Origin of the sequence: uncultured Desulfovibrio sp. (assembly GCF_944324525.1) — a bacterium.
Classification (GTDB): domain Bacteria; phylum Desulfobacterota; class Desulfovibrionia; order Desulfovibrionales; family Desulfovibrionaceae; genus Desulfovibrio.
In genome coordinates, this window is record NZ_CALUWS010000048.1 from 1 (window position 1) to 20640 (window position 20640).

21 protein-coding genes are annotated in these 20640 nt (G+C 64.5%); 12 read left to right on the forward strand and 9 right to left on the reverse strand.

Annotated features, from left to right (window positions below):
* Positions 1 to 208: 208 nt before the first annotated feature.
* From pyrH to Q0K12_RS10430, 8 genes are all read left to right on the forward strand, one after another.
* Positions 209 to 925 carry a UMP kinase gene (gene pyrH, locus Q0K12_RS10395; RefSeq protein ID WP_297227147.1) on the forward strand — a complete coding sequence of 239 codons (717 nt, stop codon included), beginning with the start codon at positions 209 to 211 and terminating at the stop codon, positions 923 to 925.
* A 127-nt stretch (positions 926 to 1052) separates the two neighbouring features.
* Complete coding sequence (frr, locus tag Q0K12_RS10400) at positions 1053 to 1613, forward strand: ribosome recycling factor (RefSeq protein ID WP_297262674.1); 561 nt, start codon at positions 1053 to 1055, stop codon at positions 1611 to 1613.
* Between the two features lie 335 nt (positions 1614 to 1948).
* Entirely contained in the window at positions 1949 to 2671 is a 723-nt protein-coding gene (locus Q0K12_RS10405; protein ID WP_297262676.1) for an isoprenyl transferase, read from the forward strand.
* Positions 2661 to 3467, forward strand: a complete 807-nt coding sequence (locus Q0K12_RS10410; RefSeq protein ID WP_297262678.1) for a phosphatidate cytidylyltransferase — start codon at positions 2661 to 2663, stop codon at positions 3465 to 3467. The genes Q0K12_RS10405 and Q0K12_RS10410 overlap by 11 nt, the downstream gene beginning before the upstream one ends.
* 208 nt (positions 3468 to 3675) lie before the next feature.
* The gene (dxr, locus tag Q0K12_RS10415) at positions 3676 to 4989 is read left to right on the forward strand and encodes a 1-deoxy-D-xylulose-5-phosphate reductoisomerase (protein ID WP_297262679.1); all 1314 of its coding nucleotides are present in this window, start codon (positions 3676 to 3678) and stop codon (positions 4987 to 4989) included.
* A 1-nt stretch (position 4990) separates the two neighbouring features.
* Complete coding sequence (gene rseP / locus Q0K12_RS10420) at positions 4991 to 6106, forward strand: RIP metalloprotease RseP (protein ID WP_297262681.1); 1116 nt, start codon at positions 4991 to 4993, stop codon at positions 6104 to 6106.
* A gap of 3 nt (positions 6107 to 6109) precedes the next feature.
* On the forward strand, positions 6110 to 6940 hold the full coding sequence (gene tsaB / locus Q0K12_RS10425; protein WP_297262683.1) for a tRNA (adenosine(37)-N6)-threonylcarbamoyltransferase complex dimerization subunit type 1 TsaB: 831 nt from the start codon (positions 6110 to 6112) through the stop codon (positions 6938 to 6940).
* A 265-nt stretch (positions 6941 to 7205) separates the two neighbouring features.
* Positions 7206 to 8054, forward strand: coding sequence for a phospholipase D-like domain-containing protein (locus Q0K12_RS10430; RefSeq protein ID WP_297262685.1), 849 nt, complete (start codon positions 7206 to 7208; stop codon positions 8052 to 8054).
* A gap of 255 nt (positions 8055 to 8309) precedes the next feature.
* On the opposite strand, the gene Q0K12_RS10435 is transcribed toward Q0K12_RS10430, so the two are convergent.
* The 6 genes from Q0K12_RS10435 to Q0K12_RS10460 are packed head-to-tail and all read right to left on the reverse strand — an operon-like array spanning position 8310 to position 13541.
* A complete protein-coding gene (locus Q0K12_RS10435; RefSeq protein WP_297262687.1) occupies positions 8310 to 8660 on the reverse strand; it encodes a hypothetical protein in 351 nt (116 codons plus the stop codon).
* Positions 8661 to 8675: 15 nt separating this feature from the next.
* Positions 8676 to 9149: a GNAT family N-acetyltransferase gene (locus Q0K12_RS10440; RefSeq protein WP_297262689.1), complete on the reverse strand. Its 474-nt coding sequence runs from the start codon at positions 9147 to 9149 to the stop codon at positions 8676 to 8678.
* Positions 9140 to 9547 (reverse strand): TIGR04076 family protein, encoded by a 408-nt coding sequence (locus Q0K12_RS10445; protein WP_297262691.1) that lies wholly within the window; start codon positions 9545 to 9547, stop codon positions 9140 to 9142. The genes Q0K12_RS10440 and Q0K12_RS10445 overlap by 10 nt, the downstream gene beginning before the upstream one ends.
* 20 nt (positions 9548 to 9567) lie before the next feature.
* Positions 9568 to 10173, reverse strand: a complete 606-nt coding sequence (locus Q0K12_RS10450) for a class II aldolase/adducin family protein (RefSeq protein WP_297262693.1) — start codon at positions 10171 to 10173, stop codon at positions 9568 to 9570.
* Between the two features lie 2 nt (positions 10174 to 10175).
* Positions 10176 to 11213 (reverse strand): thiamine-phosphate kinase, encoded by a 1038-nt coding sequence (gene thiL, locus Q0K12_RS10455; protein ID WP_297262695.1) that lies wholly within the window; start codon positions 11211 to 11213, stop codon positions 10176 to 10178.
* A complete protein-coding gene (locus tag Q0K12_RS10460) occupies positions 11214 to 13541 on the reverse strand; it encodes an ATP-dependent helicase (protein ID WP_297262696.1) in 2328 nt (775 codons plus the stop codon).
* Between the two features lie 139 nt (positions 13542 to 13680).
* Here Q0K12_RS10460 and Q0K12_RS10465 point away from each other — a divergent pair, with 139 nt between their 5' ends.
* Positions 13681 to 14259, forward strand: a complete 579-nt coding sequence (locus Q0K12_RS10465; protein ID WP_297262698.1) for a hypothetical protein — start codon at positions 13681 to 13683, stop codon at positions 14257 to 14259.
* Positions 14260 to 14492: 233 nt separating this feature from the next.
* Here the strand turns inward: Q0K12_RS10465 and Q0K12_RS10470 are convergent, their stop codons facing one another.
* From Q0K12_RS10470 to Q0K12_RS10480, 3 genes are all read right to left on the reverse strand, one after another.
* On the reverse strand, positions 14493 to 15059 hold the full coding sequence (locus tag Q0K12_RS10470; protein ID WP_297262700.1) for a Spy/CpxP family protein refolding chaperone: 567 nt from the start codon (positions 15057 to 15059) through the stop codon (positions 14493 to 14495).
* 53 nt (positions 15060 to 15112) lie between these two features.
* Positions 15113 to 15313 carry a hypothetical protein gene (locus tag Q0K12_RS10475; protein WP_297262702.1) on the reverse strand — a complete coding sequence of 67 codons (201 nt, stop codon included), beginning with the start codon at positions 15311 to 15313 and terminating at the stop codon, positions 15113 to 15115.
* A gap of 775 nt (positions 15314 to 16088) precedes the next feature.
* Complete coding sequence (locus Q0K12_RS10480; RefSeq protein ID WP_297262704.1) at positions 16089 to 16517, reverse strand: periplasmic heavy metal sensor; 429 nt, start codon at positions 16515 to 16517, stop codon at positions 16089 to 16091.
* 222 nt (positions 16518 to 16739) lie between these two features.
* Between Q0K12_RS10480 and zraS the strand changes: the two genes are divergently transcribed.
* From zraS to Q0K12_RS10495, 3 genes are read left to right on the forward strand one after another with little or no spacing between them, the layout of a single operon-like run.
* Positions 16740 to 18215 carry a two-component system sensor histidine kinase ZraS gene (gene zraS / locus Q0K12_RS10485; protein ID WP_297262706.1) on the forward strand — a complete coding sequence of 492 codons (1476 nt, stop codon included), beginning with the start codon at positions 16740 to 16742 and terminating at the stop codon, positions 18213 to 18215.
* Positions 18212 to 19585, forward strand: a complete 1374-nt coding sequence (locus tag Q0K12_RS10490) for a sigma-54 dependent transcriptional regulator (RefSeq protein WP_297262708.1) — start codon at positions 18212 to 18214, stop codon at positions 19583 to 19585. Before zraS ends, Q0K12_RS10490 begins: the two co-directional genes overlap by 4 nt.
* 29 nt (positions 19586 to 19614) lie before the next feature.
* Positions 19615 to 20235 (forward strand): HD domain-containing protein, encoded by a 621-nt coding sequence (locus Q0K12_RS10495; protein WP_297262710.1) that lies wholly within the window; start codon positions 19615 to 19617, stop codon positions 20233 to 20235.
* The last annotated feature ends 405 nt before the right edge of the window (positions 20236 to 20640 follow it).

Sequence of the window (20640 nt, forward strand, 5' to 3'; positions counted from 1 at the left end):
CGGCGGGCGACGGGGGTGGGGGGTGGACAGCCCGCGCCCCTACCCCCTTGCCCCCCCCCTTCCTTCCCCCCGCACGGATCCTGCCAAAGGCACGCCTCTCCCGCCGGGCGAGGGAGGGGAGGCAAAAACGCTTTGAGATGTACGGCGATTCTGCTAAGCTGACGCAACTTTGCCCGAAAACGCATCAACCACAACAAAGGCGGTCCACATGGCGAATCTGAAATACAGGCGCGTACTGCTCAAGCTGAGCGGCGAAGCGCTGGCCGGCGAACACAAGACCGGCATCGATCCCGATACCGTCGCGGCTATCTGCGACGAGATCGGCGGGCTGCTGGAAATGGGCGTGGAGCTGGCGCTGGTCATTGGCGGCGGCAACATCTTTCGGGGACTTTCCGGCTCGGCCAAGGGCATGGAGCGTTCCTCCGCGGACTACATGGGCATGCTGGCCACGGTGCTCAATGCGCTGGCGGTGCAGGACCGGCTGGAGAAGCAGGGCTTCCCCACGCGGGTGCTCTCGGCCATCGACATGCAGCAGGTCTGCGAGCCCTTCATCCGCCGCCGGGCCCTGCGGCATCTGGAAAAGGGAAGGGTGGTCATCTGTGCCGCGGGCACGGGCAATCCCTATTTCACCACGGACACCACGGCGGCCCTGCGCGGTATGGAACTGAAGTGCGACGCCATCATCAAGGCCACCAAGGTGGACGGCATCTACGACAAGGACCCCGCCAAGCACAGCGACGCCGTGAAGTTCGACAGCATCAGTTATGACGAGACCCTGTCCCGTCATCTGGGCGTCATGGACGCGGCGGCCTTTGCTCTGGTGCGGGACAACAACGTCCCCATCATCGTCTGCCGCATGTTCGGCGGCGACATCCGCCGGGCGGTGCTTGGCGAGCCTGTGGGGACCATCGTCCACGACTGCTGACCTGGCTTCCCCGCCGGACAGGCTGCCGTGAACGGGCCTGCCGCAGAGGGGGATAGCGGCGCTGCGGTACCGGCGGCGCAAGACGAAACACACGCCAACATACAGAACAGCCTTTCAGGAGTTTTCAATGGATATCGAAACGATCCTGCTGGATACCGAAGACCGCATGGAAAAAGCCATGAGCGCGCTGGAGCGTGAATTTTCCAAGCTGCGCACGGGCCGGGCCTCCACCTCGCTGGTGGACGGCATCAAGGCCGACTACTACGGCACGCCCACGCCCATCTCCCAGATGGCTTCCGTGGCCGTGCCGGACAGCCGCACCATCACCATCCAGCCCTGGGACAAGGGCGGCATCGCCGTGGTGGAGAAGGCCATCCTCAAGTCCGACCTGGGCCTCACGCCGGTCAACGACGGCAAGATCATCCGCATCAGCATCCCGCCGCTCACGGAAGAGCGCCGCAAGGAGCTGGTGAAGGTCTCCCGCAAGTACGGCGAAGAGGCCAAGGTGGCGGTGCGCAATGTGCGCCGCGACGCCAACGACAGCCTGAAAAAGCTGGAGAAGGACAAGACCATCACCGAAGACGAGCAGAAGAAGGCCGAGGCCGACGTGCAGAAGCTGACGGACAAGTTCGTCGGCGAAGTGGACAAGAAGTGCGCGGCCAAGGAAAAAGAGATCATGGACATCTAACGTCAGGACGCCTGCGGATGCCGCCCGGGAAAGGCCGCATTTTTTCGCAGATCGCCGGGGAGGGCCCGTACCGGCCGTGAGCCGGTCTTCTCCCAAGCGCCGCCATGCGGAAAAAGGCAGCGTTGCCGCGAGCGGGATGATGCGTCCTGAGCCCGGCCCCGGGTGCGTTGCCCGAGGGCGGGCACGACAGCGGGCGGAGCGGACGGGCGTTTTTGCCGTGGATGACGGCGCGCCCGTCCGTTGCGCTGACGCAGGATGCTTTCCGCCCGGCCTTTCGTCCGCGCCCAGACTCCGGCAACAGGGAACACTCCGGCCCAACAGCCGCTTACGCTCATATGGAACAGCAATTTTCCCACCTCCCCCGACATCTTGCCATTATCATGGACGGTAACGGCCGCTGGGCGCAGGCTCGCGGCCTTGCTCGCGTTGAGGGCCACAAGGCCGGGGCGGAAGCCGTGCGGACGGTCGTGACCGAATGCCGCAGGCTGGGCATCCCCCATCTGACGCTCTACGCTTTTTCCAGCGAGAACTGGAACCGCCCCAAGGCCGAAGTGTCCGCCCTGTTCAGCCTGCTGCTCGAATTTCTGGGCAAGGAGATCCCGCGCATGGAACGCGAGGATATCCGCCTCGTGGTGCTGGGCGATGTGGACGGCCTGCCGCTGCCGCAGCGTACCGCTCTGCGCCACGGCATGAGCCGTACCGCCCACTGCCGCAGCATGACGCTCAATCTGGCGCTCAACTACGGCGGCCGGGCGGAGATCGTGCGCGCCGCGCGCCGCATGGCCGAAGCCGGCCTTGCCCCCGGCGACTACAGCGAAGAACGCTTTGCGGACTACCTCTACACGGCCGGTCAGCCGGACCCTGACCTGCTGGTGCGCACCAGCGGCGAACAGCGCCTGAGCAACTATCTGCTGTTCCAGTGCGCCTACAGCGAATTCTACTTCACTCCCGTGGCGTGGCCCGATTTCGGCGTCGAGGCGCTGCACGAGGCGCTGCGGGCCTTTACCGGGCGGTCTCGCCGTTTCGGGAAAACGCAGGAGCAGATCGATGCCTGTTGACCATGCCACCGACATTCGCCGTACCCTGACCGGCCTCATTCTGGGTGCGCTCATCATCGCCGTGCTGGCCGTACGCGGCTGGCCCTTGCTGTTCGTCATCCTCATCGTGTGCGCCCTGGGCCTCTGGGAATTCTTCACCCTGTTCTGGGGGCCGCGCGGCCGCATCCCCAGCCGCCTTTGCGCCATCGCGCTGGGCTGGGGCATGCTCATCCTGAGCTGGATGCACCGGCCGCAGGACGCGCTGGTCTGCCTGGGGGCGGGCTTCGTGCTGGCCTCCATGAGCTTCCTTTTCCGCTGGGACGTCATCGAGGAGGACGCCTTCTCGTCCAGCGGCATCTTCATGGCCGGGCTTGCCTATGTGCCGTTGCTGCTGCTGCCCGCCACCTATCTGTCCTCGGTCAAGCTGTTCTTCGTGCTGGCGGCCGTGGCCATCTCCGATACCGCCGCCTACTTTGTGGGCACGCGCTTCGGGCATCACAAGCTCTGGCCCCGCGTCAGCCCCAACAAGAGCTCCGAAGGGGCGGTGGGCAGCCTTGTGGCCTGCACGCTTTTCTGCATCATTTACGGGGCCTGCTTCGGCTCGGCCAGCTGGTTCGCCTTCGGCCTGCTGGGCATAGCCATCAATGCTTTTGCCCAGGTGGGCGATCTCTTCGAGTCCGCGCTCAAGCGTTCGGTCAACGTCAAGGACTCCGGGCATCTGCTGCCCGGGCACGGCGGCGTGCTGGACAGGGCGGACAGCGTGCTTTTTGCCATGCCCATGTTTGCCGTGGTGGATCAGTGGTTTTTCTTTTTCTGAGGCCGGCAGCGCCGTGCCGCGCGACGGTCACGACATGAACGATACGGACAGGCCCGGGCTGCCGCATAGCCGCCCGGACACCTGTCCGTATCGTTTTCGGCCGTCTGACGAACTGCCTGCCGCTCGTTTTCCTACGGAAGCCCACCTCTCTTTGTCAGGCTCCGCGATACCGCAAGAACAGCCGCCCAGCGCGGCAAGGTGAAACGCTATGTCCAACTGCTGGCCGGGATGCGAAGGCCCGGCGATCCGTTACATTTCCGCAGCTCCCTCGCTGGAATGGCAGCACAGGGAGCGGCATGATCTCGTCATCCTCGGCTCCACCGGCTCCATAGGCCGCAATGCGCTGGGCGTGGTGGACTGCCACCCGCAGCGATTCCGCATCCTGGCGCTCTCCTGCGCGCGCAATGTGGACATGCTGGCCCGTCAGGCCCGCCGCTACCGTCCCCGGCTGCTGGCCGTGCTGGACGAAGAATCGGCCTATGACCTGCGCTCGCTCCTGCCCGCGGATTACCAGCCGGAAATCCTCGTGGGCCCGCAGGGCTACGCCGCGGCGGCCTCCCTGCCGGAAGCGGACACCGTCCTTTCCGCACAGGTGGGGGCGGCGGGCCTGGAAGGCACGCTGGCGGCCGCGCTGTCCGGCAAGGTCATCTGCCTTGCCAACAAGGAATCCCTGGTGCTGGCGGGCGAGCTGCTGCGCCAGGTCTGCGCCCGTACCGGCGCGTCCATCCTGCCGGTGGACTCGGAGCATAACGCCATCTTCCAGTGCCTGGCGGCGCGGGATCAGGAGGTGGCGCGCCTCGTGCTGACCGCCTCCGGCGGCCCCTTCCGGGATCGCAGTCTTGAGGAACTGCGGCACGTCACGCGCGAGCAGGCCCTTGATCATCCCAATTGGGTCATGGGCGCCAAGATCAGCATCGATTCGGCCAGCATGATGAACAAAGCGCTGGAAGTGGTGGAGGCCTTTCACCTTTACGGCGTGCCGGTGGACCGCATCGACGTGCTGGTGCATCCGCAGTCGCTGGTCCATTCGCTCGTGCAGCTGCGGGACGGCAGCCTGCTGGCCCAGATCGGCACGGCGGACATGCGGCTGCCGCTGGCGCACTGCCTGCTCTGGCCGCATACGCTGGACTGCGGCGTCCCGCCGCTGGATCTGGCGGCCTCTCCGGCGCTGGAGTTCCGGCATCCCGACACGGAGCGTTTCCCGGCGCTCACCTTTGCCCGGCGGGCCCTCAGCGAGCGCGGCGGCCTGTGCGTGGTCATGAACGCCGCCAATGAGGCCGCGGTGGAGCTCTTCCTTGCCGGACGCTGCGCCTTCACCGACATCACCCGCTTCATCGATGAAGCCATGCGGCGTCATGCCGCCACCGCGCCCGGCCATGCGCCGCTGTGCGGAAAATTGACCGCTCCCGAAGGGGATGACCTTGCCCTTCGCGCGGAAGTGGCTACTTTTGTGGAACGGATAGAAAAACTCGACACCCAAAGCCGCGCGCTGGTGCATGCGCTGGCGCGTGACGGAGCCTGATATGCTGCTGACCATCATTGCCGCCGTCGTCGTTCTGGGCGGCCTCATCTTTTTCCATGAACTCGGCCATTTTCTGGCGGCCCGCGCCCTGGGAATGGGCGTGACCACCTTTTCGCTGGGCTTCGGCCCCAAACTGATCAGGATAAAACGCGGCAAGACGGAATACGCCCTGTCGCTGGTGCCTCTGGGCGGCTATGTGGCCCTGGTGGGCGAAAACGACGACAGCGAACTGCCTGAAGGCTTCACCCAGCAGGAAAGCTTCTCAGGCCGGCCCGCCTGGCAGCGCCTCACCGTGGCCGCCGCCGGCCCGCTGGCCAATGTGCTGCTGGCCTGGCTGATCTGCTGGACGCTCTGCCTCGGCTGGGGACAGGCCGTCATGCTGCCGCAGGTGGGCAGCGTCGTGGCGGACAGCCCCGCCGCGGCCGCCGGTCTGCAGCGCGGCGACCTCATCCTGCGCGTCAATGAGGCGGAAACACCGGACTGGCAGAGCATGGCCGACGCCATCGGCGCGAGCAACGGCCAGCCCGTGACCCTGCATGTGCTGCGCCCCGTGCCCACGGCTTCGGGCGAGCTGCAGTCCGGCCTGCCGGAGACCGGCGAGGAGCTGCGCCTCACCCTGACGCCCAAGCGCGCCATGCGCACCACCATTTTCGGCGAACAGGAAAACGCCTGGCTCATCGGCATCAGCGTAAGCGGCAACATGCGCTATGAAGACCTGAGCTTCGCGCAGGCGGCGCTGGCCGGCGCGCGGCAGACCTGGGGCATGGTCGAGCTGACGGCGGAGAGCTTCCTCAAGCTGGTGCAGCGGGTGGTGCCGCTGGATCAGGTGGGCGGGCCCATCATGATTGCCCAGCTCGTGGGCGAACAGGCCCAGCAGGGGCTGGCCGGCGTACTGGGGCTGGCGGCCCTCATCAGCATCAATCTGGCCATCCTGAACCTGCTGCCCATCCCGATCCTGGACGGCGGTACGGTGCTGTTCTGCCTCATCGAGATGATCTTCCGGCGGCCCGTGCACGAAAAGGTGCAGGAGTGGGGCATGCGCGTGGGCCTCGCCCTGCTGGTCTGCCTCATGCTGCTGGCAACGTATAACGACATCGTCCGCATCATCACGGGGTAGGGCATGAGCGGTACCGGAGCGGAACTCATCCTCAACGCGGCCGAAGGGGCCCTGCAGATCATCCTGACCGACGACGGCCGCCCGCTGGCCTCGCAGGAATGGCACAGGCCGGAGCGCGCCACGGAGATACTGGCGCCCGCGCTGGCGGACATGCTGCAACGGCTGGGGCTGCGGCCGTCCGACCTGCGCCGCATCGCCTGCGTCCGGGGACCGGGTTCCTTTACCGGCATCCGGCTGGTGCTGGCCACCGCGGCCGCCCTGCGCCGGGCCGGGAAGGCCCGTCTGGCCGGGTTGGATTACATGCAGGCGCTGGCCACCTCGGCCGTCATGGCGCGGGGCATGCTCTGGGGCGGGCAGGTGCATGTGCTCACCCATGCCCGGCGCAATCTCGTGCACTATCAGTCGTTCATGGCGTACGGGCCGGTCATCCCGGCCTACGCCACGGCGGAAGTGCGCCTCCTGCCGCCGGCCGAGGCGCTGGAGGCCGTCAACGCCGCCGTGGCGGACAGGGCGGGGCACGAACCGGCGAACAGCCGGGCCGGGCTGCCGCTGATCTGCGGCAGCGCGCTGGCGCGCAACGCGCTGTTCGCCCCGCTGGACGAACGTCATGATCTGGCCGCGCTGCCGCGCCTGATCCAGCCCACGCAGGAAGCCCTCTGCCTGCTGGCGCGACACGGCGATTATTTTGCCGCCGATGTGGAACCGCTCTATGTGCGGCCCTGCGATGCGGTGGAAAACCTGCCGGAACTCTCCCGCAGGCAGGGACTGAACGGCGCGGCCACCCTGGCCGAACTGGAGCGCCTGCTCCATCTGCCGCCGCAAAGCGAGTGCTGACCCACGCACCCGGGGGCGCGAGGCTCGTCCCTGCGCCGCACACTTACGGGACTACAACTGCCTGACGGCACGGCATTGTCCCGGCATATTTCAGTCTGCCCTTCCTGCACACCTCATATAATCAAGGCACGGCGCTGTGCCCGCACCCTTCGCTGTGATGCGGCTGTCAGATCCTCATACTTGCAAAAATATATATTTTTATTTATTTTAAAATTTATCAACAGTTTTCCGACACCCTACAAAAAGTCCTTTTTAGAGGTCAGTTATGGCATTCTTTGACAATCTTTTTTCTTCTCGTGAACGTGGGCCGCTTTTTGTTACAACAGCGGAAATTGGCTACTATCTTGAAAAAATGTTCAAGGAGGCAGAAAAAAGCATCATCATTATTTCACCCTATATAAAAATGAGCCAACGAATTCGTTCAATTTTACTTGATAAGTCAAAAAACAATATTGATATAAAAATTGTATTCAAAAAAGACTTTGAAATTAGCAACATCAGCGCACAAATATTCAAAAGAGACAATTTACATGCTAAATGCTTTCTTACGGAAAAATATGCGCTGATCGGCAGTATGAATCTTTTTGATTATAGCCAAGTGAACAATGATGAAATGGGGATTTTTCTAACCAGAGAAGAAAATTCAGAATTATACAGTAATATTGAAAAAGAAGCTCTCAGACTCTGCTGCACATTTTATTCAAACACTGAAAAAGACACTGAATATACACATAGCAAACTTCCTGTCCTTAAAATAGGGAAGGAATATAAAAATGAAGAGCTAAATAACTTCTTTTCTTTTATGAGTGAATATACTGGCGGAATAAGAAAAACGACAAGTGGAAATATTGCTCTTTTTTACTTCTCAAAAAGCAGTAAATACACGAACAGGGAAAAAGACGGCATCATATACTACATGGGACAGAATACAGGCTCAGATATACAAGAACTAAAATATGGAAATAAAGTTCTCCATGACAGCTTTACAACAGGTAAGGGAAGAATTTTCCTGTTTAAGGACAATATTTTTCAGGGAGAATGCCTTATCTGCAAAGCACCCTTTCAGGAAAATGGAAAGTGGATTTTTCCTTTAAGGCTTAAGCTCGGCATGTAGAACATTTTGCATTGAAAATGGCGGCACGCGAGACGACAGCCCAGCGCCGCCCGGCCCAAAGTAAGCGGAAAAACCGCGTTTTTCCCGCGAAACACCAGACCGTATGTTTAAACCGCAAAGCGTTTCAAACTGAATATGCTCCAAAGGGCGGCCCCGGACTGCGGGACTTCGTTTCAGCCACGTCGCCGGGAGAGCGATCTTGCGCCTCCTGCCATCCGCAGGGCCGCAGCCCTTGCGTCGCCGCCACGCCGGACTCTACCGCCACCAGTTCGGCGTCCCCAAAGCGTCGAGCCGCTTACGGCCTTTCCTGACGGCGATGCCTCCGATGACCAGCGTGGCGATGACCCCCAGTAGGTACAGGAAGCTTTCCCCTCCGCCCCGCAGGCCAAGGATGGCGGCAAGTATGGAGCAGACGATGAAAACCAGGGCGGCCACAAGGCAAAAGGCCGTCGTCAAACCCACCACATAATGGAAAAAGGTGATTCTTTTCCGGGCATGTTCCGCGTGGCAGGACGGACACACGCATGATCCCTTTTTGACTGTGGTCTGGCAATACGGACACACGGTATCTTCCGTCAGGGCGATCAATTGCAGCGAAGTTTCCATACTTCCTCCTTTTCGTCAGCTCCTGCGCCTGCCGTCGTCCTCCCACACCAGATGCAGCAGAGGATACGGCCTGCCGTCATTGTCCACCGGCGAGCGGCCGCAGACCCGGAAGCCCAGCCGGGCGTAGAAGGCGCGAGCCCCCGCGTTCTGCTCGTTGACGTCCAGCTCCACGCGACTCTTGCCCGCGCAGGCATGACGCAGCAGGGCCGTGCCGACGCCTTGTCCGAAAAAGGGCGGATCCACAAAGAGCATCTCCACCCGCAAGGCCTCGCCGCCCCAGAACCCGGCCGGCCGGCCTTCCCGTTCCAGCAGCCAGAGCTCCCGCATGGCCGGCAGATAGACGCGCAGCATGGCGGCATCGATGGCCTCAAGATCGGAGGCCTGGAGAAAGTGATGTGTGGCCTCCACGCTGCGCCGCCAGAGGGCCGCCAGCTCCGGCCAGTCCACGGGCAGGGCCGGACGCAGGAGCTCCTGTCGGCTCAACGGCATTCACCTCCACCCTCCGCTTCCGGCTCGGAAGAGGGGGGCACGGCGACCGCATCCGTGGCTTCCAGCTTGAAGATGACCGGCCGCAGGCCGTCATTGCAACAGACGATGGCCACGCCGGGCTTGTCTATCCAGTCGCCGTAGTAGAAAAGCCCGCTCTCCGCGCCGTGGGCCAGAGCGAACACATACTGATAGATGGCCTTCCAGGCCTCGTCGCACAGGCCGTCCGGCTTGGCGTAATCCGCTACGAACGTCTGTCCGGCCTGATGCATGGGGCAGGGGCCGAGCCCGGGCATGCCGTACTGTCCGGCCAGTTCATGATCCAGCGTCGTCTTGAGCACCGTGATCTTCACGCGCCGCATGGTACGGGGAGCCGTCCCGCAGGGAGCTGTCGTGGACATGGCCATCCTCCTTTCGTTTCTCAGATGCCGCTTAAAATCTGTATCTGCGCAAGATGTTCGAGCTGTTCGGTGAGGCCCAGCGCTTCGTCGAGCGTTTCTCCGCAGGCGCACAGGCCGTGACCGCTCATCCAGACGGCGGGGAACTGCCGCGCCTGTTCGGCCACCCCTTCGGCCAGCTCGGACGTGCCGGGCTCGCAGGCCGGGGCCACGCCCAGGCGCGCCCGCCAGACTTCGGACTCATACAGCGGCAGCCGCAAAAAATCCTCCATGCGCCCGGCCAGCCGTATGCCCAGCGCCAGCAGATGCGGCGGATGGGTATGCAGGATGGCCCGGCAGGATGGCCGCGCCGCATAGACCGCCAGATGCATGGCCCCTTCCGACGAGGCCGGGCCGCCGGCCAGCAGACGGCCGTCGGGGTGCAGCAGGCAGATGTCCGCCGCGCTCATGCGGCCCTTGCAGACGCCGGAACGGGTCATGAGCACGCGCGGGCCTTCCGGGCTGTCCCAGAGCAGGCTGGCATTGCCGTTGAAGCCCAGCAGGCCACCCGTGCGCCAGGACTCACGACAGCGGGACAGCAGGACGTCACACAGGGCGGCGGGGATGTCCGGCAGGGGAGTGGCGTGCATGTTCAATCCCTTTCCGGCGCAAAATGGTCAAAGCCATGCAGGCCGGCAAGATTCTCGTTGTTGCATTCGATGACGGGGATGTCGGTCACCACGCCGATGCTGTGGAAATTGGGGATGGCCGTATGCAGCACCGGCAGCATGTCCGGCGCGCAGGAGCCAAGCAGGCAGTAATCCTCCCCGCCGAGCAAGGCCTCATGGACGGGGTTCTTGCCCTCCTGCAGGGCATGGCGCACCACTTCAGGGTGGAGCAGGCCCTGCGGCAGCAAAAGCGAGGCCCCCAGGCCGGCCCCTTCGGTACGGGCGGCCCCGGTGGCGCCGCTTATGCCCAGCAGGCGCGGCAGGTCGCGCATGATCCCGTCCGACAGGTCCATCAACGCCGGCGGCCGGGCATTGAGACCGGCCCGGGCCAGCATGAGCCCGGCATCCACCTGCGGATCGGGCCGCAAGTGCGCGGCGCAGGCGGCGGGCCAGTGCTCCAGCGCCGCGCGCCCACGGGCTTCCATCTCCTGCAGGCCCACCCGGGCCAGGCCCGGCAGCCCGACGAGGAAAAGACAGTCGCCGGGCATGGAGCCGCCCCGCAGCAAAAAGGGCGCGCCGTCGCTCAGGGGCTCGCCCCAGACCGTGATGCAGATATGCAGCCTGTCGCTGCGGGAAAGATCGCCCCCGGCCAGCGCCATGCGGTGCCGCCCGGCCAGGGCGGCCATGCCGCGGAAAAAGAGGTCCAGCCAGTCCATGTCCGCATAGTCCGGCAGACCGAGGCCCAGGGTGAAGGCCAGCGGCCGCCCGCCGCAGGCCGCCACGTCGCTGATGTTGACGGCCAGCGCCTTGTGACCCATGTCCTCCGGCGTGAAGTAGGCCCGGCGAAAATGCATGTCCTCCAGAAAGAGGTCCGTGCTCACGCACAGGGGCTGCCCGCCCCGGAGCACGGCGCAGTCATCGCCGCGTCCCAGCAGCAGGGAAGGGTGGGTGGCCGGAAAATGGCGGGCCAGCAAATGCAGGATGGCGTCCTCGGACAGTGCGGACGAAGCGGGTTTGGGCATCTAGTCGTCCTCCATGAGCAGATATTCCGCAAGAATGACTTTGAGGCCGAAGCCGGGAAAATTGACCTGCACCTTGTCCGGCGGCAGCTGGCGGATCACCTTGCCGCGCCCGAAGATGCGGTGACGGCAGTAGCCCTGCGGCAGCCGGGTCCCGCCGGCGGGAGCGGCGGCGGCCACGACATGGGAAGGCGCGGCAGGCGCGGGGGAAAAACGCTCTTCCGGCGGCAGCTGACAGTCCTCCCCGCCGGGGAGGACGGAGGGGGCGCTGCGCTCCTTCCCCCAGAAGGAGCCGGCCGCTGACCGCGAGGGGCCGGCCAGACCTCCGGAAAGCTCGCCGGGCAGGTCGATAGGAATCCTGTCGGACAGACTGCGCCCGCCTGTTGCCGCAGGCGTACCGCAGCCGCTTTCCCGACGGCGCAGGCCGCCGCCGAAGCCCTCGAGCCACTGCTCGGCAAGCTGCGGCCCCATTTCCCGCAGGAAGGGGCTCTGGTTCACATGGGTCATGCCCTGCTCGGCGCGGCTGTAGAGGGTGGCCGGCGCATAGAGGTCGAGCTGCTGCCGGGCGCGCGTACAGGCCACATACATGAGCCGCCGCTCTTCCTCGAAATCTTCCGGCCGCGCCAGAGCATGCCGCGAAGGGAAGCGGTCTTCCACAAGGTCGATGATGAGTACGGCGTTCCACTCCAGCCCCTTGGCCGAGTGGATGGTGGAAAGGGTGATGCGGTCCTCGCCGCCGCCTTCCTCTTCTTCCGGGGATTCCAGCGCCAGATCGGCCAGAAAGAGGTCCAGCTCCGTATATCCGGCCGCCATTTGCAGCAGTTCTTCCAGAGCCTGCTGCCGCCGGGGCCAGTCCTCGGGATAGTGTTGTTCCAGCAGGGGCCGGTACTGCTCCAGGATGGCGGCAAGGGTCAGGGACGGGCTTTGCGGGCGCGCCCGCAGGCTCTCGATGAACTCCATGTCCGCCCGGAAGGCGGCATGCCGGGCAAAGGCCTTGCCCATGCGGGCGGTATCGCCGGACGCGGCGGCCTCATAGAGCTTTTGCGCCGTTTTGGGCCCGATGCCCTCATGCAGGGCCGCCAGCCGCTCAAAGGCCGGCATGTCCAGCGGATTGAGCAGCAGGCGCGCAAAGGCGATGACGTCCTTGACGTGGGCGGCCTCGGTATAGCGCAGGCCGCCGTACTTGCGGAAGGCGATACCCGCCTGATTGAGCGCCATCTCCAGCGCGAAGGAATGGAAGCCCGCCCGGAACAGCACGGCGATCTCATGCGGCAGATGGCTTTGCAAAAGCTCGCGGATGCGCTCCACCACCAGCCGGGCCTGGGACTTGTCGCTCAGGGGCGTCACCAGCCGCACGGGGTCGCCGCCTTCACGGCGGGTGAAGAGCGTCTTGCGGAAGGACTCGGCCGCGTGTTCCAGCAGATTGTTGGCCACGGCCAGGATGGGCCGGGTGGAGCGGTAGTTCTCCTCCAGCCGGATGATGCGCGCGCCGGGGAAGAGCTTGGGGAAATCCAGGATGTTGCGGACATTGGCCCCGCGAAAGGCGTAGATGGACTGGGCCTCGTCGCCCACGGCCATGACGTTGCCCGGCGCTTCGCCTTCCGGCCCGGCCAGCAGGCGGACGATGCGGGCCTGCACGAGGTTGGTGTCCTGATATTCGTCCACCAGGATATGGCGGTAGCGCGAGCGCAGCAGCTCCGCGGCCCGCGCATCCTGCCGCAGGAGGGCTTCCAGCTCGAACAGCAGGTCGTCATAATCCATGACGCCGCTCTCCCGCCGGAAGGCGTCGTAGCGCCGGCCCAGCTCGGTCAGGCCGTCGGCGTAGGGCAGCAGATGGAAGGCCTCCCGCTGGAGGATCTCGGCTAGGGGCAGTTCCTTGTTGCGGGCCTTGCTCAGCAGGCCCACGATGGCTTGCGTCTTGGGGAAGGCCCTGTCCCCCTTGCCCAGGCCCAGCGCCTCCTTGCAATGCTTGACGGCCGCCGTGATGTCCGCACTGTCCATGACCGTAAAAGGCCGCTCACCGAGCCATTCCGGCCGGAAACGCCGCAGGATGCCGTAGGCGAAGGCATGGAAGGTGCCGCCCTGCACCCCGGCCAGCGCGTGATCGCAGAGCAGGCCCGCGCGGTGCAGCATCTCCTGCGCGGCCTTGCGGGTAAAGGTCAGCAGCAGCATGGCTTCGGGGGCCACGCCCTGCTCGGCCAGCCAGGCCAGCCGGTAGGTGATGGTGCGCGTCTTGCCGCTGCCCGCGCCGGCCACCACCAGCACCGGGCCGTCGCCGCAGGTGGCGGCCGCATACTGCGCCTCGTTGAGCGCCTTGGCGTAATCGATCATGCGCGCAGGCTAGCATAAAGGCGGCGGACCTGCCAGAGGCGGCAGGCCGGCCTTCCCGCACGGGAGGACGGGCATGTCCGCTTGACGGCGGCGGAGCCCCCTCCCTACACTGCGGGCATATCATCTACGGGAGAACGGTATGACACAGGAAAAGGACTCCATGCCCGATGCGGCGGAACGCATACTTGAAGCGGTCATGTTTGAAAGCTGGCTGCGCTTTTCCTTTCTGGAGGAAGTGTCGGGGGAAGGCCCGGACGACGCGCCGCGGCTGCTGATCCGCCTTGACGAGGCCGCCCGGCAACGCCTGGCCGAACGGGAAAGCCACCTCCTGCCGCTGGCCCGGCTCGTGGACGGCCGGGAAGCCAGCTTTGAGAACTCCCGCGAGGCCGTCTGCCGCTTCGTGCTGGAAGAGCTGGAAGGGAAGAGCATCGCGCAGGGCACGGCCGCGGCCGTGCTGGACAGCCCGGATTTTCAGTTCCGGCTGCAGCTGTTCAACAACTGGCTGCAGGAGCAGGAAAGTATCCTGGAGCGCACGCCGCATGACTTTGCCGACTGGCGCGTCAAATTCGCCCAGTGGCGCAGCCGCCCGGACATCGAGGCGCAGACGCTGGCGGCGGTGAGCCCCGTGGCGGATCCCGCCGAGGCCGCCGGGGACGGCGGCGCGCCGTCCGCCCCTCTGCTGGGCGCGGCCGACGTGCAGGAAGATGTGCATCGCTGAGGCCCGCGACAGGGCAAGGCCTTCCGCCGCATAACGCAACAGGCCGCCGGGGGGACGGCGGCCTGCGCGAGAGAGGGAGGATGTTCCAACGGTTAGAGGTTACTGTTCTTGTGAGGAGGAGTTGTCATTGGTTGAAGGTTACTGAACGACTGTGAGGAGGATGTATGCTTTCCGCCATTGGCGGGAAGTTTCACGAACTGCGTGTCTTTGCGCGTTATCTTGCTCGAATTCGCTTACTGCTGGTTGCTTCCGGCGGCAGCCCCGGCAGCCTTGGCGGGACGGCCGGGCCCGTCGGGGTAGCCCACTTCCTTGGAGATCTTGTCCATCATCTCATCATGCAGGTCGGCCATCTGATTGTGCAGCTTGACCAGTTCCTCGGCGGTCTGGCGCACCAGCTTCACGTCGGGATTGCTGGCGTTGCGCAGGGCGCGCAGTTCCTGCCGCTTCACGAAGATCTGATCACGCAGGGGCTCCATGCGCGGGCTGTATTCGTTGACGATCTTGTCAAAGGCGGCCCGCTGTTCGGGCGACATGGCGCGGTAGCCGAATCCGTGGCCATGATGGCCCCTGTGTCCCCAGCCCATGCCGGGGCAGCCGCCGCGGAAATCCGGTCCGTCATAGCCGGGGCCGCCGTAGCAGGGGCCGTTGCCCGGGCCGCGTCCGTCGTATCCGGGGCCGTAGCCGTAGCCGTCACCATGACGGGGGCCGCCGTGATGCGGGCCGGCAAAGCTTTCAGTGGTCATGAGGCTACCGCCTGCGAGGACTGCCATCAACACGGGGATCATCAGCTTCTTGTTCATTGTATGCTCCTTGAGGAAAATCGTCTGTTCGCGAAGGAAGATCTGTTTTAGTTTTAGCATCCGTGGCCATCGCCGTGGTGGCCGCCGTGGCCTCTCCAGCCCGCTTCCAGGCCGCTGCCGGTCATGGAGCCGGAACAGGAGGTCATCATCTTGTCATACGTCTCGTGGCTCTGTGCGGCGAAGCTTTCGGAAGCAAAGAGGCTGCCGCCGGCGATAGCTGCCATGAGTACGGGGATCATCAATATCTTGCGCATGGTGTGCTCCTTGAGAAAACGTCCTGTCGGCGGCCGGAAACTTGCTGCTCCTGCGGCTGATATGCCGCCTGTCTCATTCCAGGGACCAGCAGCATCAGAACCGCCGCGGCAACTATCAGGGTCGTCATCCTGTCACCTGTATTCTTTTGTCATCCTTGGGGAGGGCGGCGTGCTTGCCGCCTTCGCCCTCTTTTAAGCAACCCGTGTGCCAAAACTATTTTATCATTTAATTTCAACATATTAAACAAAACATCTTCACGAAGCCACAGCGGGCGGCCGCTCCACGCTCCCTTCGCTGCACACAATTTGTACACCCCGACGCCGACCGTGTTCATTTTTTAAACAGCTGTTCAAAATTCGCACGCTCTTCCTTACGGGGAGCCTTGGGGGCGAGGTCGTCCATCCCTCGTCTCTTTCCTTGCTAAAAGCCGCTGGGGATGGGATGGGGGGCGTGGGAGGAAGGATGACGGGAGCGCCTTTTCTCGCTCCGCTGCGAAAAGGCTGGGTCTCCCGCGCCGGTAGCGACCGAATGGCGGCGCAAGCCGTGCCCGTTGCGAGAAGGAAGCTACGGGCATCGGCTGGCAGGCGAGGAATTTTCCATCCCTCCAAACAAATAGAGAAAAGCCTGAACAGGCACGAGCGGCAAAAGATCGCACCGTAAGGCCCGGCAGGGCGAAGGAGGTCACAAAAAACCTCCGCTCCCACGAAGGGAGCGGAGGTTCAGAAGACGGACACGGGGAGGGTGTACAGGTATCGCACGCCTTTCCGCAATGCGCTATTGCGGAAAAGCCGGTTTAATCATGCTCCGGCAGCCCCGCCCCCGATTGACGGGAAAGGTGACGCCCGCCTCGACCTGCAGGCGTTCCCGCACCCGCCGGTACTGGCTGCGCAGGCTGTCCCGCAGTTTTTGCAGTTCCCAGCCCAGCCGGGGCAGGGCATCCGAAGGGGTGTTGGCATTATAACTCAGACTGTCCAGCTCATCCATCTTGGCGTGGATGCGCGCCCGCAGTTCTTCGATGGTGGGACGCTCCTCATCCAGGATGGCACGGGCGCGTTCCCGCTGTTCCGCGGGCAGCTCGGCCAGCCATTCTTCCACATCACGATATTGCCGGTGCCCGCCGCCATGTCCGTGGCCGCCGGCCAGCACGCCGGTCGGCAGGACAAGGCTCAGCAGGAGCAGCAAAACAATCACCAGAGTATGCATCGTCGAATCCTTGAACAGAATACGGCCTCAGTCTTTGCATAACAACAAGCATGCTGTCCGCGCAAGTGCGGCCGGATAAAAATATTTTGCAATAATCACGCCAGAAGGCCGCCCGCCGTGACGGCAGGCCCCGTCTCGCGCGCTCGGGAACGCCACGATCGCCGCTTGCCGGATGACAGCTCCCTTGTCCGTGCGTATACTTCGCTCATGACGCGACCTCATATGCAGAAAGAACGTCCGACCTCCGCCGGGCCTCAGTCCGCGGCGGACGACATGCGCGGCAACGCGCCGCCCATCGGCCTCGTGCTGGGCGGAGCGGCCTTTATCTTCGTCTTCATCGTGGCCCTGCTGGCCGTGGGCTCCATCCACCGCAACGAGGACGCCATGGGCCGTCTGCTGGCGGAAAAGGGTTCCACCCTCGTGGGCACGCTGGAACGTGTCCTCGGGCTGGGCCTGCGCAGCCAGGCGGGCATCCCGCTGCAAAGCCTGCTGGATACGCTGGGCAACAGCCGGGACGTGCGCTTCATCGCCGTCACCATGCCGGACGGCACCATCCTCGCGCACAGCGAACGCAGCCGGAGAGGGGAGATCCTGCTGCTCGACGGCCACGAGATGGACGAGGCCCGCATGGCCGAGCTCCACCCTGACGGCAATATGCGCTACGGCTTCCTGAACATGGAGAACAAGCCGGTCTTCGTGGTCTACCGCCAGTTCATGCCGCCCCCGCCGGAGCTGGTGGGGCGCTTCCCCACGCCGGTCATCTTTTTGGGGCTCGATCCTTCCCCCTTCGACATCACCCGCCGTCAGGACAGGGATTACATGATTATCCTGGCGGGCGTGGCCCTGCTGCTGGGGCTGGCGCTGCTGGTGGCCCTCTACTATGCCGAACGCGCCCGGCAGTCCCGCCGGGGCCTGCGCAAGGCGGAAGGGCAGGTGCGCCGTCTGGAAGAAGAGATGCGCCGCAAGGAAAAGCTGGCCGCCGTCGGCACGCTGGCCGCCGGGGTGGCCCACGAGATACGCAACCCCCTCAGCTCCATCAAGGGATACGCCACCTATTTCGGCCAGCGCTTCCCCGAAGAGAGCGACGACCGCAAGGCCGCCGAGGTCATGGTGCGCGAGGTGGACAGGCTCAACCGCGTCATCACGGACCTCATCGGCCTTTCCCGGCCCACGGACATCCATCCGCGCCCGGCCCGGCTGGAAGATGTGGTGGGGCATGTGCTGCGGCTCATCCGGCAGGATGCCGCCCAGCATCACATCGAGCTGGAAAGCGAGGCCGCGCCGGGCCTGCCCCCGGCGAGCATCGATCCTGACCGGCTGGGACAGGCCCTGCTCAACGTCTGCCTCAACGCGCTGGACGCCATGCAGGACGGCCCGGACGCCTCTCCGCTGGAAGGGCAGGCCCGCCTGCGGCTGGACATTGCCCGGGAAGGCCGTATGCTGCGGCTGGACGTGACGGACAACGGCCACGGCATCGCCCCCGAGAACCTGCGGCACATCTTCGATCCCTACTTTACCACCAAGGGGCACGGCACGGGCCTGGGGCTGGCCACGGTCCACAAGATCGTGGAGGCCCACGGCGGCAGCGTGGCCGTCCGGTCCCGTCAGGCGGAGAACGGACGGCGCGGCGAGACCGTCGTCAGTCTGCGGCTTCCCGTAGCCGGGGATGACCGGCACAACGTCAAGGAGAAGGCATGAGTTCCCGTATTCTTGTGGTGGATGACGACGACGCCCATCGCGGCATGCTGCGCATGATGCTGCGCTCCTGGGGCTATGAGGTGGACGAGGCCGACGACGGCGAGGCCGCCGTGGCCGCCGTGCGCGCCCAGCCTTACGATGCCGTGCTGACCGACGTCCGCATGGCCCGTATGGACGGCATCAGCGCCCTCAAGGGCATCCAGGCCTACAATCCGGCCCTGCCGGTCATCCTCATGACCGCCTATTCGTCGGTGGAGACCGCCGTGGACGCCCTGCGGCTCGGGGCCAGCGACTACCTCATCAAGCCGCTGGACTTCGACGCCCTGCGCCAGTGCCTGCAAAAGGCCATCGAGCAGTCGCAGTGCAGCGTGGAGAATCGCGAACTGCGCCGCCAGCTCACCGAGGCCGCCGCCGGGCCGGAGATCCTCGGCCGCAGCCCGGCCGTGGAGGAACTGCGCTCCATCATCGCCACCGTGGCCCCCACCGAGGCGACCGTGCTCATCAACGGCGAATCCGGCACCGGCAAGGAACTGGTGGCCCGCGCCCTGCACATGGCCAGCGAACGGGCCTCCCGGCCGCTGGTGACGGTCAACTGCGCGGCGCTTGCCGAAAACCTGCTGGAGAGCGAGCTTTTCGGGCATGAGCGCGGCGCGTTCACCGGCGCGGACAAGCGCCGGGATGGCCGTTTCGTGCAGGCCGACGGCGGCACGCTCTTCCTGGACGAGATAGGGGAGATGCCCCTTGCCCTGCAGGCCAAGCTTTTGCGGGCCCTGCAGCAGGGCGAGGTGCAGCGCGTCGGCTCGGACAAGCCGCTGACCGTGGACGTGCGCGTCATCGCCGCCACCAACCGCAACCTCCAGACGGAAGTGGCGGAAAAACGCTTCCGCGAGGACCTTTATTTCCGCCTGAACGTCATCAATATCGAAGTGCCGCCCCTGCGCCGCCGCCCGGAGGACATCCCCCTGCTGGCCGCGCACTTTTTGCAGCGCTATGCGGAGCGGAACCGCAAGACCATCAAGGGCTTCTCGCCGCAGGCGCTGGACGCCATGCTGCGTTACCCCTGGCCCGGCAATGTCCGGGAACTGGAAAATGCCGTGGAGCGCGCCGCCATCCTCTGCACGGGGGATCTGATCACCCTGCGCGAGCTGCCGCAGGCCGTTTCCGGCGCACTCAACGCGCCGCTCCCGGCCGAACTGACGGCCGAGCAGGGGGACGGCTCCCTGGCCGGACTCAAGCTCGACGACGTGGAACGCCGCGCCATCGAGGAGACCCTGCGCCAGACCGGCGACAACAAGAGCGAAGCCGCCCGCCGTCTGGGCATCACGCGCGCCACCCTGCACAACAAGCTGCGCAAGTACGGCATGGAGTGATGCCGGCAGCGCATACCCACGGAGAAGACATGAGCGACGACAGCACCACACAGCCCATTCCCGTTCTGGATCCGGAGCGGCGTGCCCGGCTGGTCGATCTCTTCCACGAGGCGGGCATGCTGCGGCATACCCCGCGCAGCGGCTACGCCTTCCTCGGTTCCGGCAAGGAAAGCGTGGCGGAACACAGCTACCGCATGAGCGTCATAGGCCTTGTCCTGGCCCGTCTGGCCGGGGCCGACGCCGGGCGGGTGCTGGAGCTCTGCCTCCTGCACGATCTGCACGAGGCGCGGACCGGGGATTTCAACTACGTCAACCACCGCTACGATACCTGCAAGGCCCGCGAGGCGCTGGCCGATGCCGTGGAAGGGACCGGCCTCGAGGAGGAGATCCTGTCCGCCCAGGACGAATTCGAGGCCCGCGAGACGCTGGAAGCCCGGCTGGCCCGTGACGCCGATCAGCTGGATCTCATCTGCAACCTCAAGGCCGAGCTGGACCGTGGCAACGCCTTTGCGGCCCAGTGGCTGGAAAGCGCGGTGCAGCGCCTGCGCACCCCCTGGGCAAAGGAACTGGCGGAAGAAGTCCTTGCCGCCGACCATACCCGCTGGTGGTACGGGCGCGTGGACAAGCAATGGTGGGTGGAACGGCACTAGGCTCAGGACTCATTACTCTTTTGTGAGGGGGAAGAAACCCCTTTTGCTCGCGGCAAAAAGGGGTTTCTTCCCCCTCACACTCCCCCATCTTCCCCAAAACCCGCTACTTGGGTAAAAGTAATTGGAAACAAAAAACCTCAGATTATAAAAATAAGTATTTATTTTACAACAAGTTATAAAAATATCTCAGTCAGAACATATTGTCTGATAATGAGTCCTGACCTTAGGGCCTGTTAACGCTATTCGCAGTCTGTTTGGGAGGAAGGGGAACCCCTCGCTCTGCTGTCGATGCCTGTAAGGCCTTATGGCCTAACAGGCACGGCCTGAAGCCGCCTTTCGGTCGCGCTCTGCTGTCGATGCCCGTAAGGCTCCTGCGTCGCCCAACGGGCACGGCCTGCGGCCGCC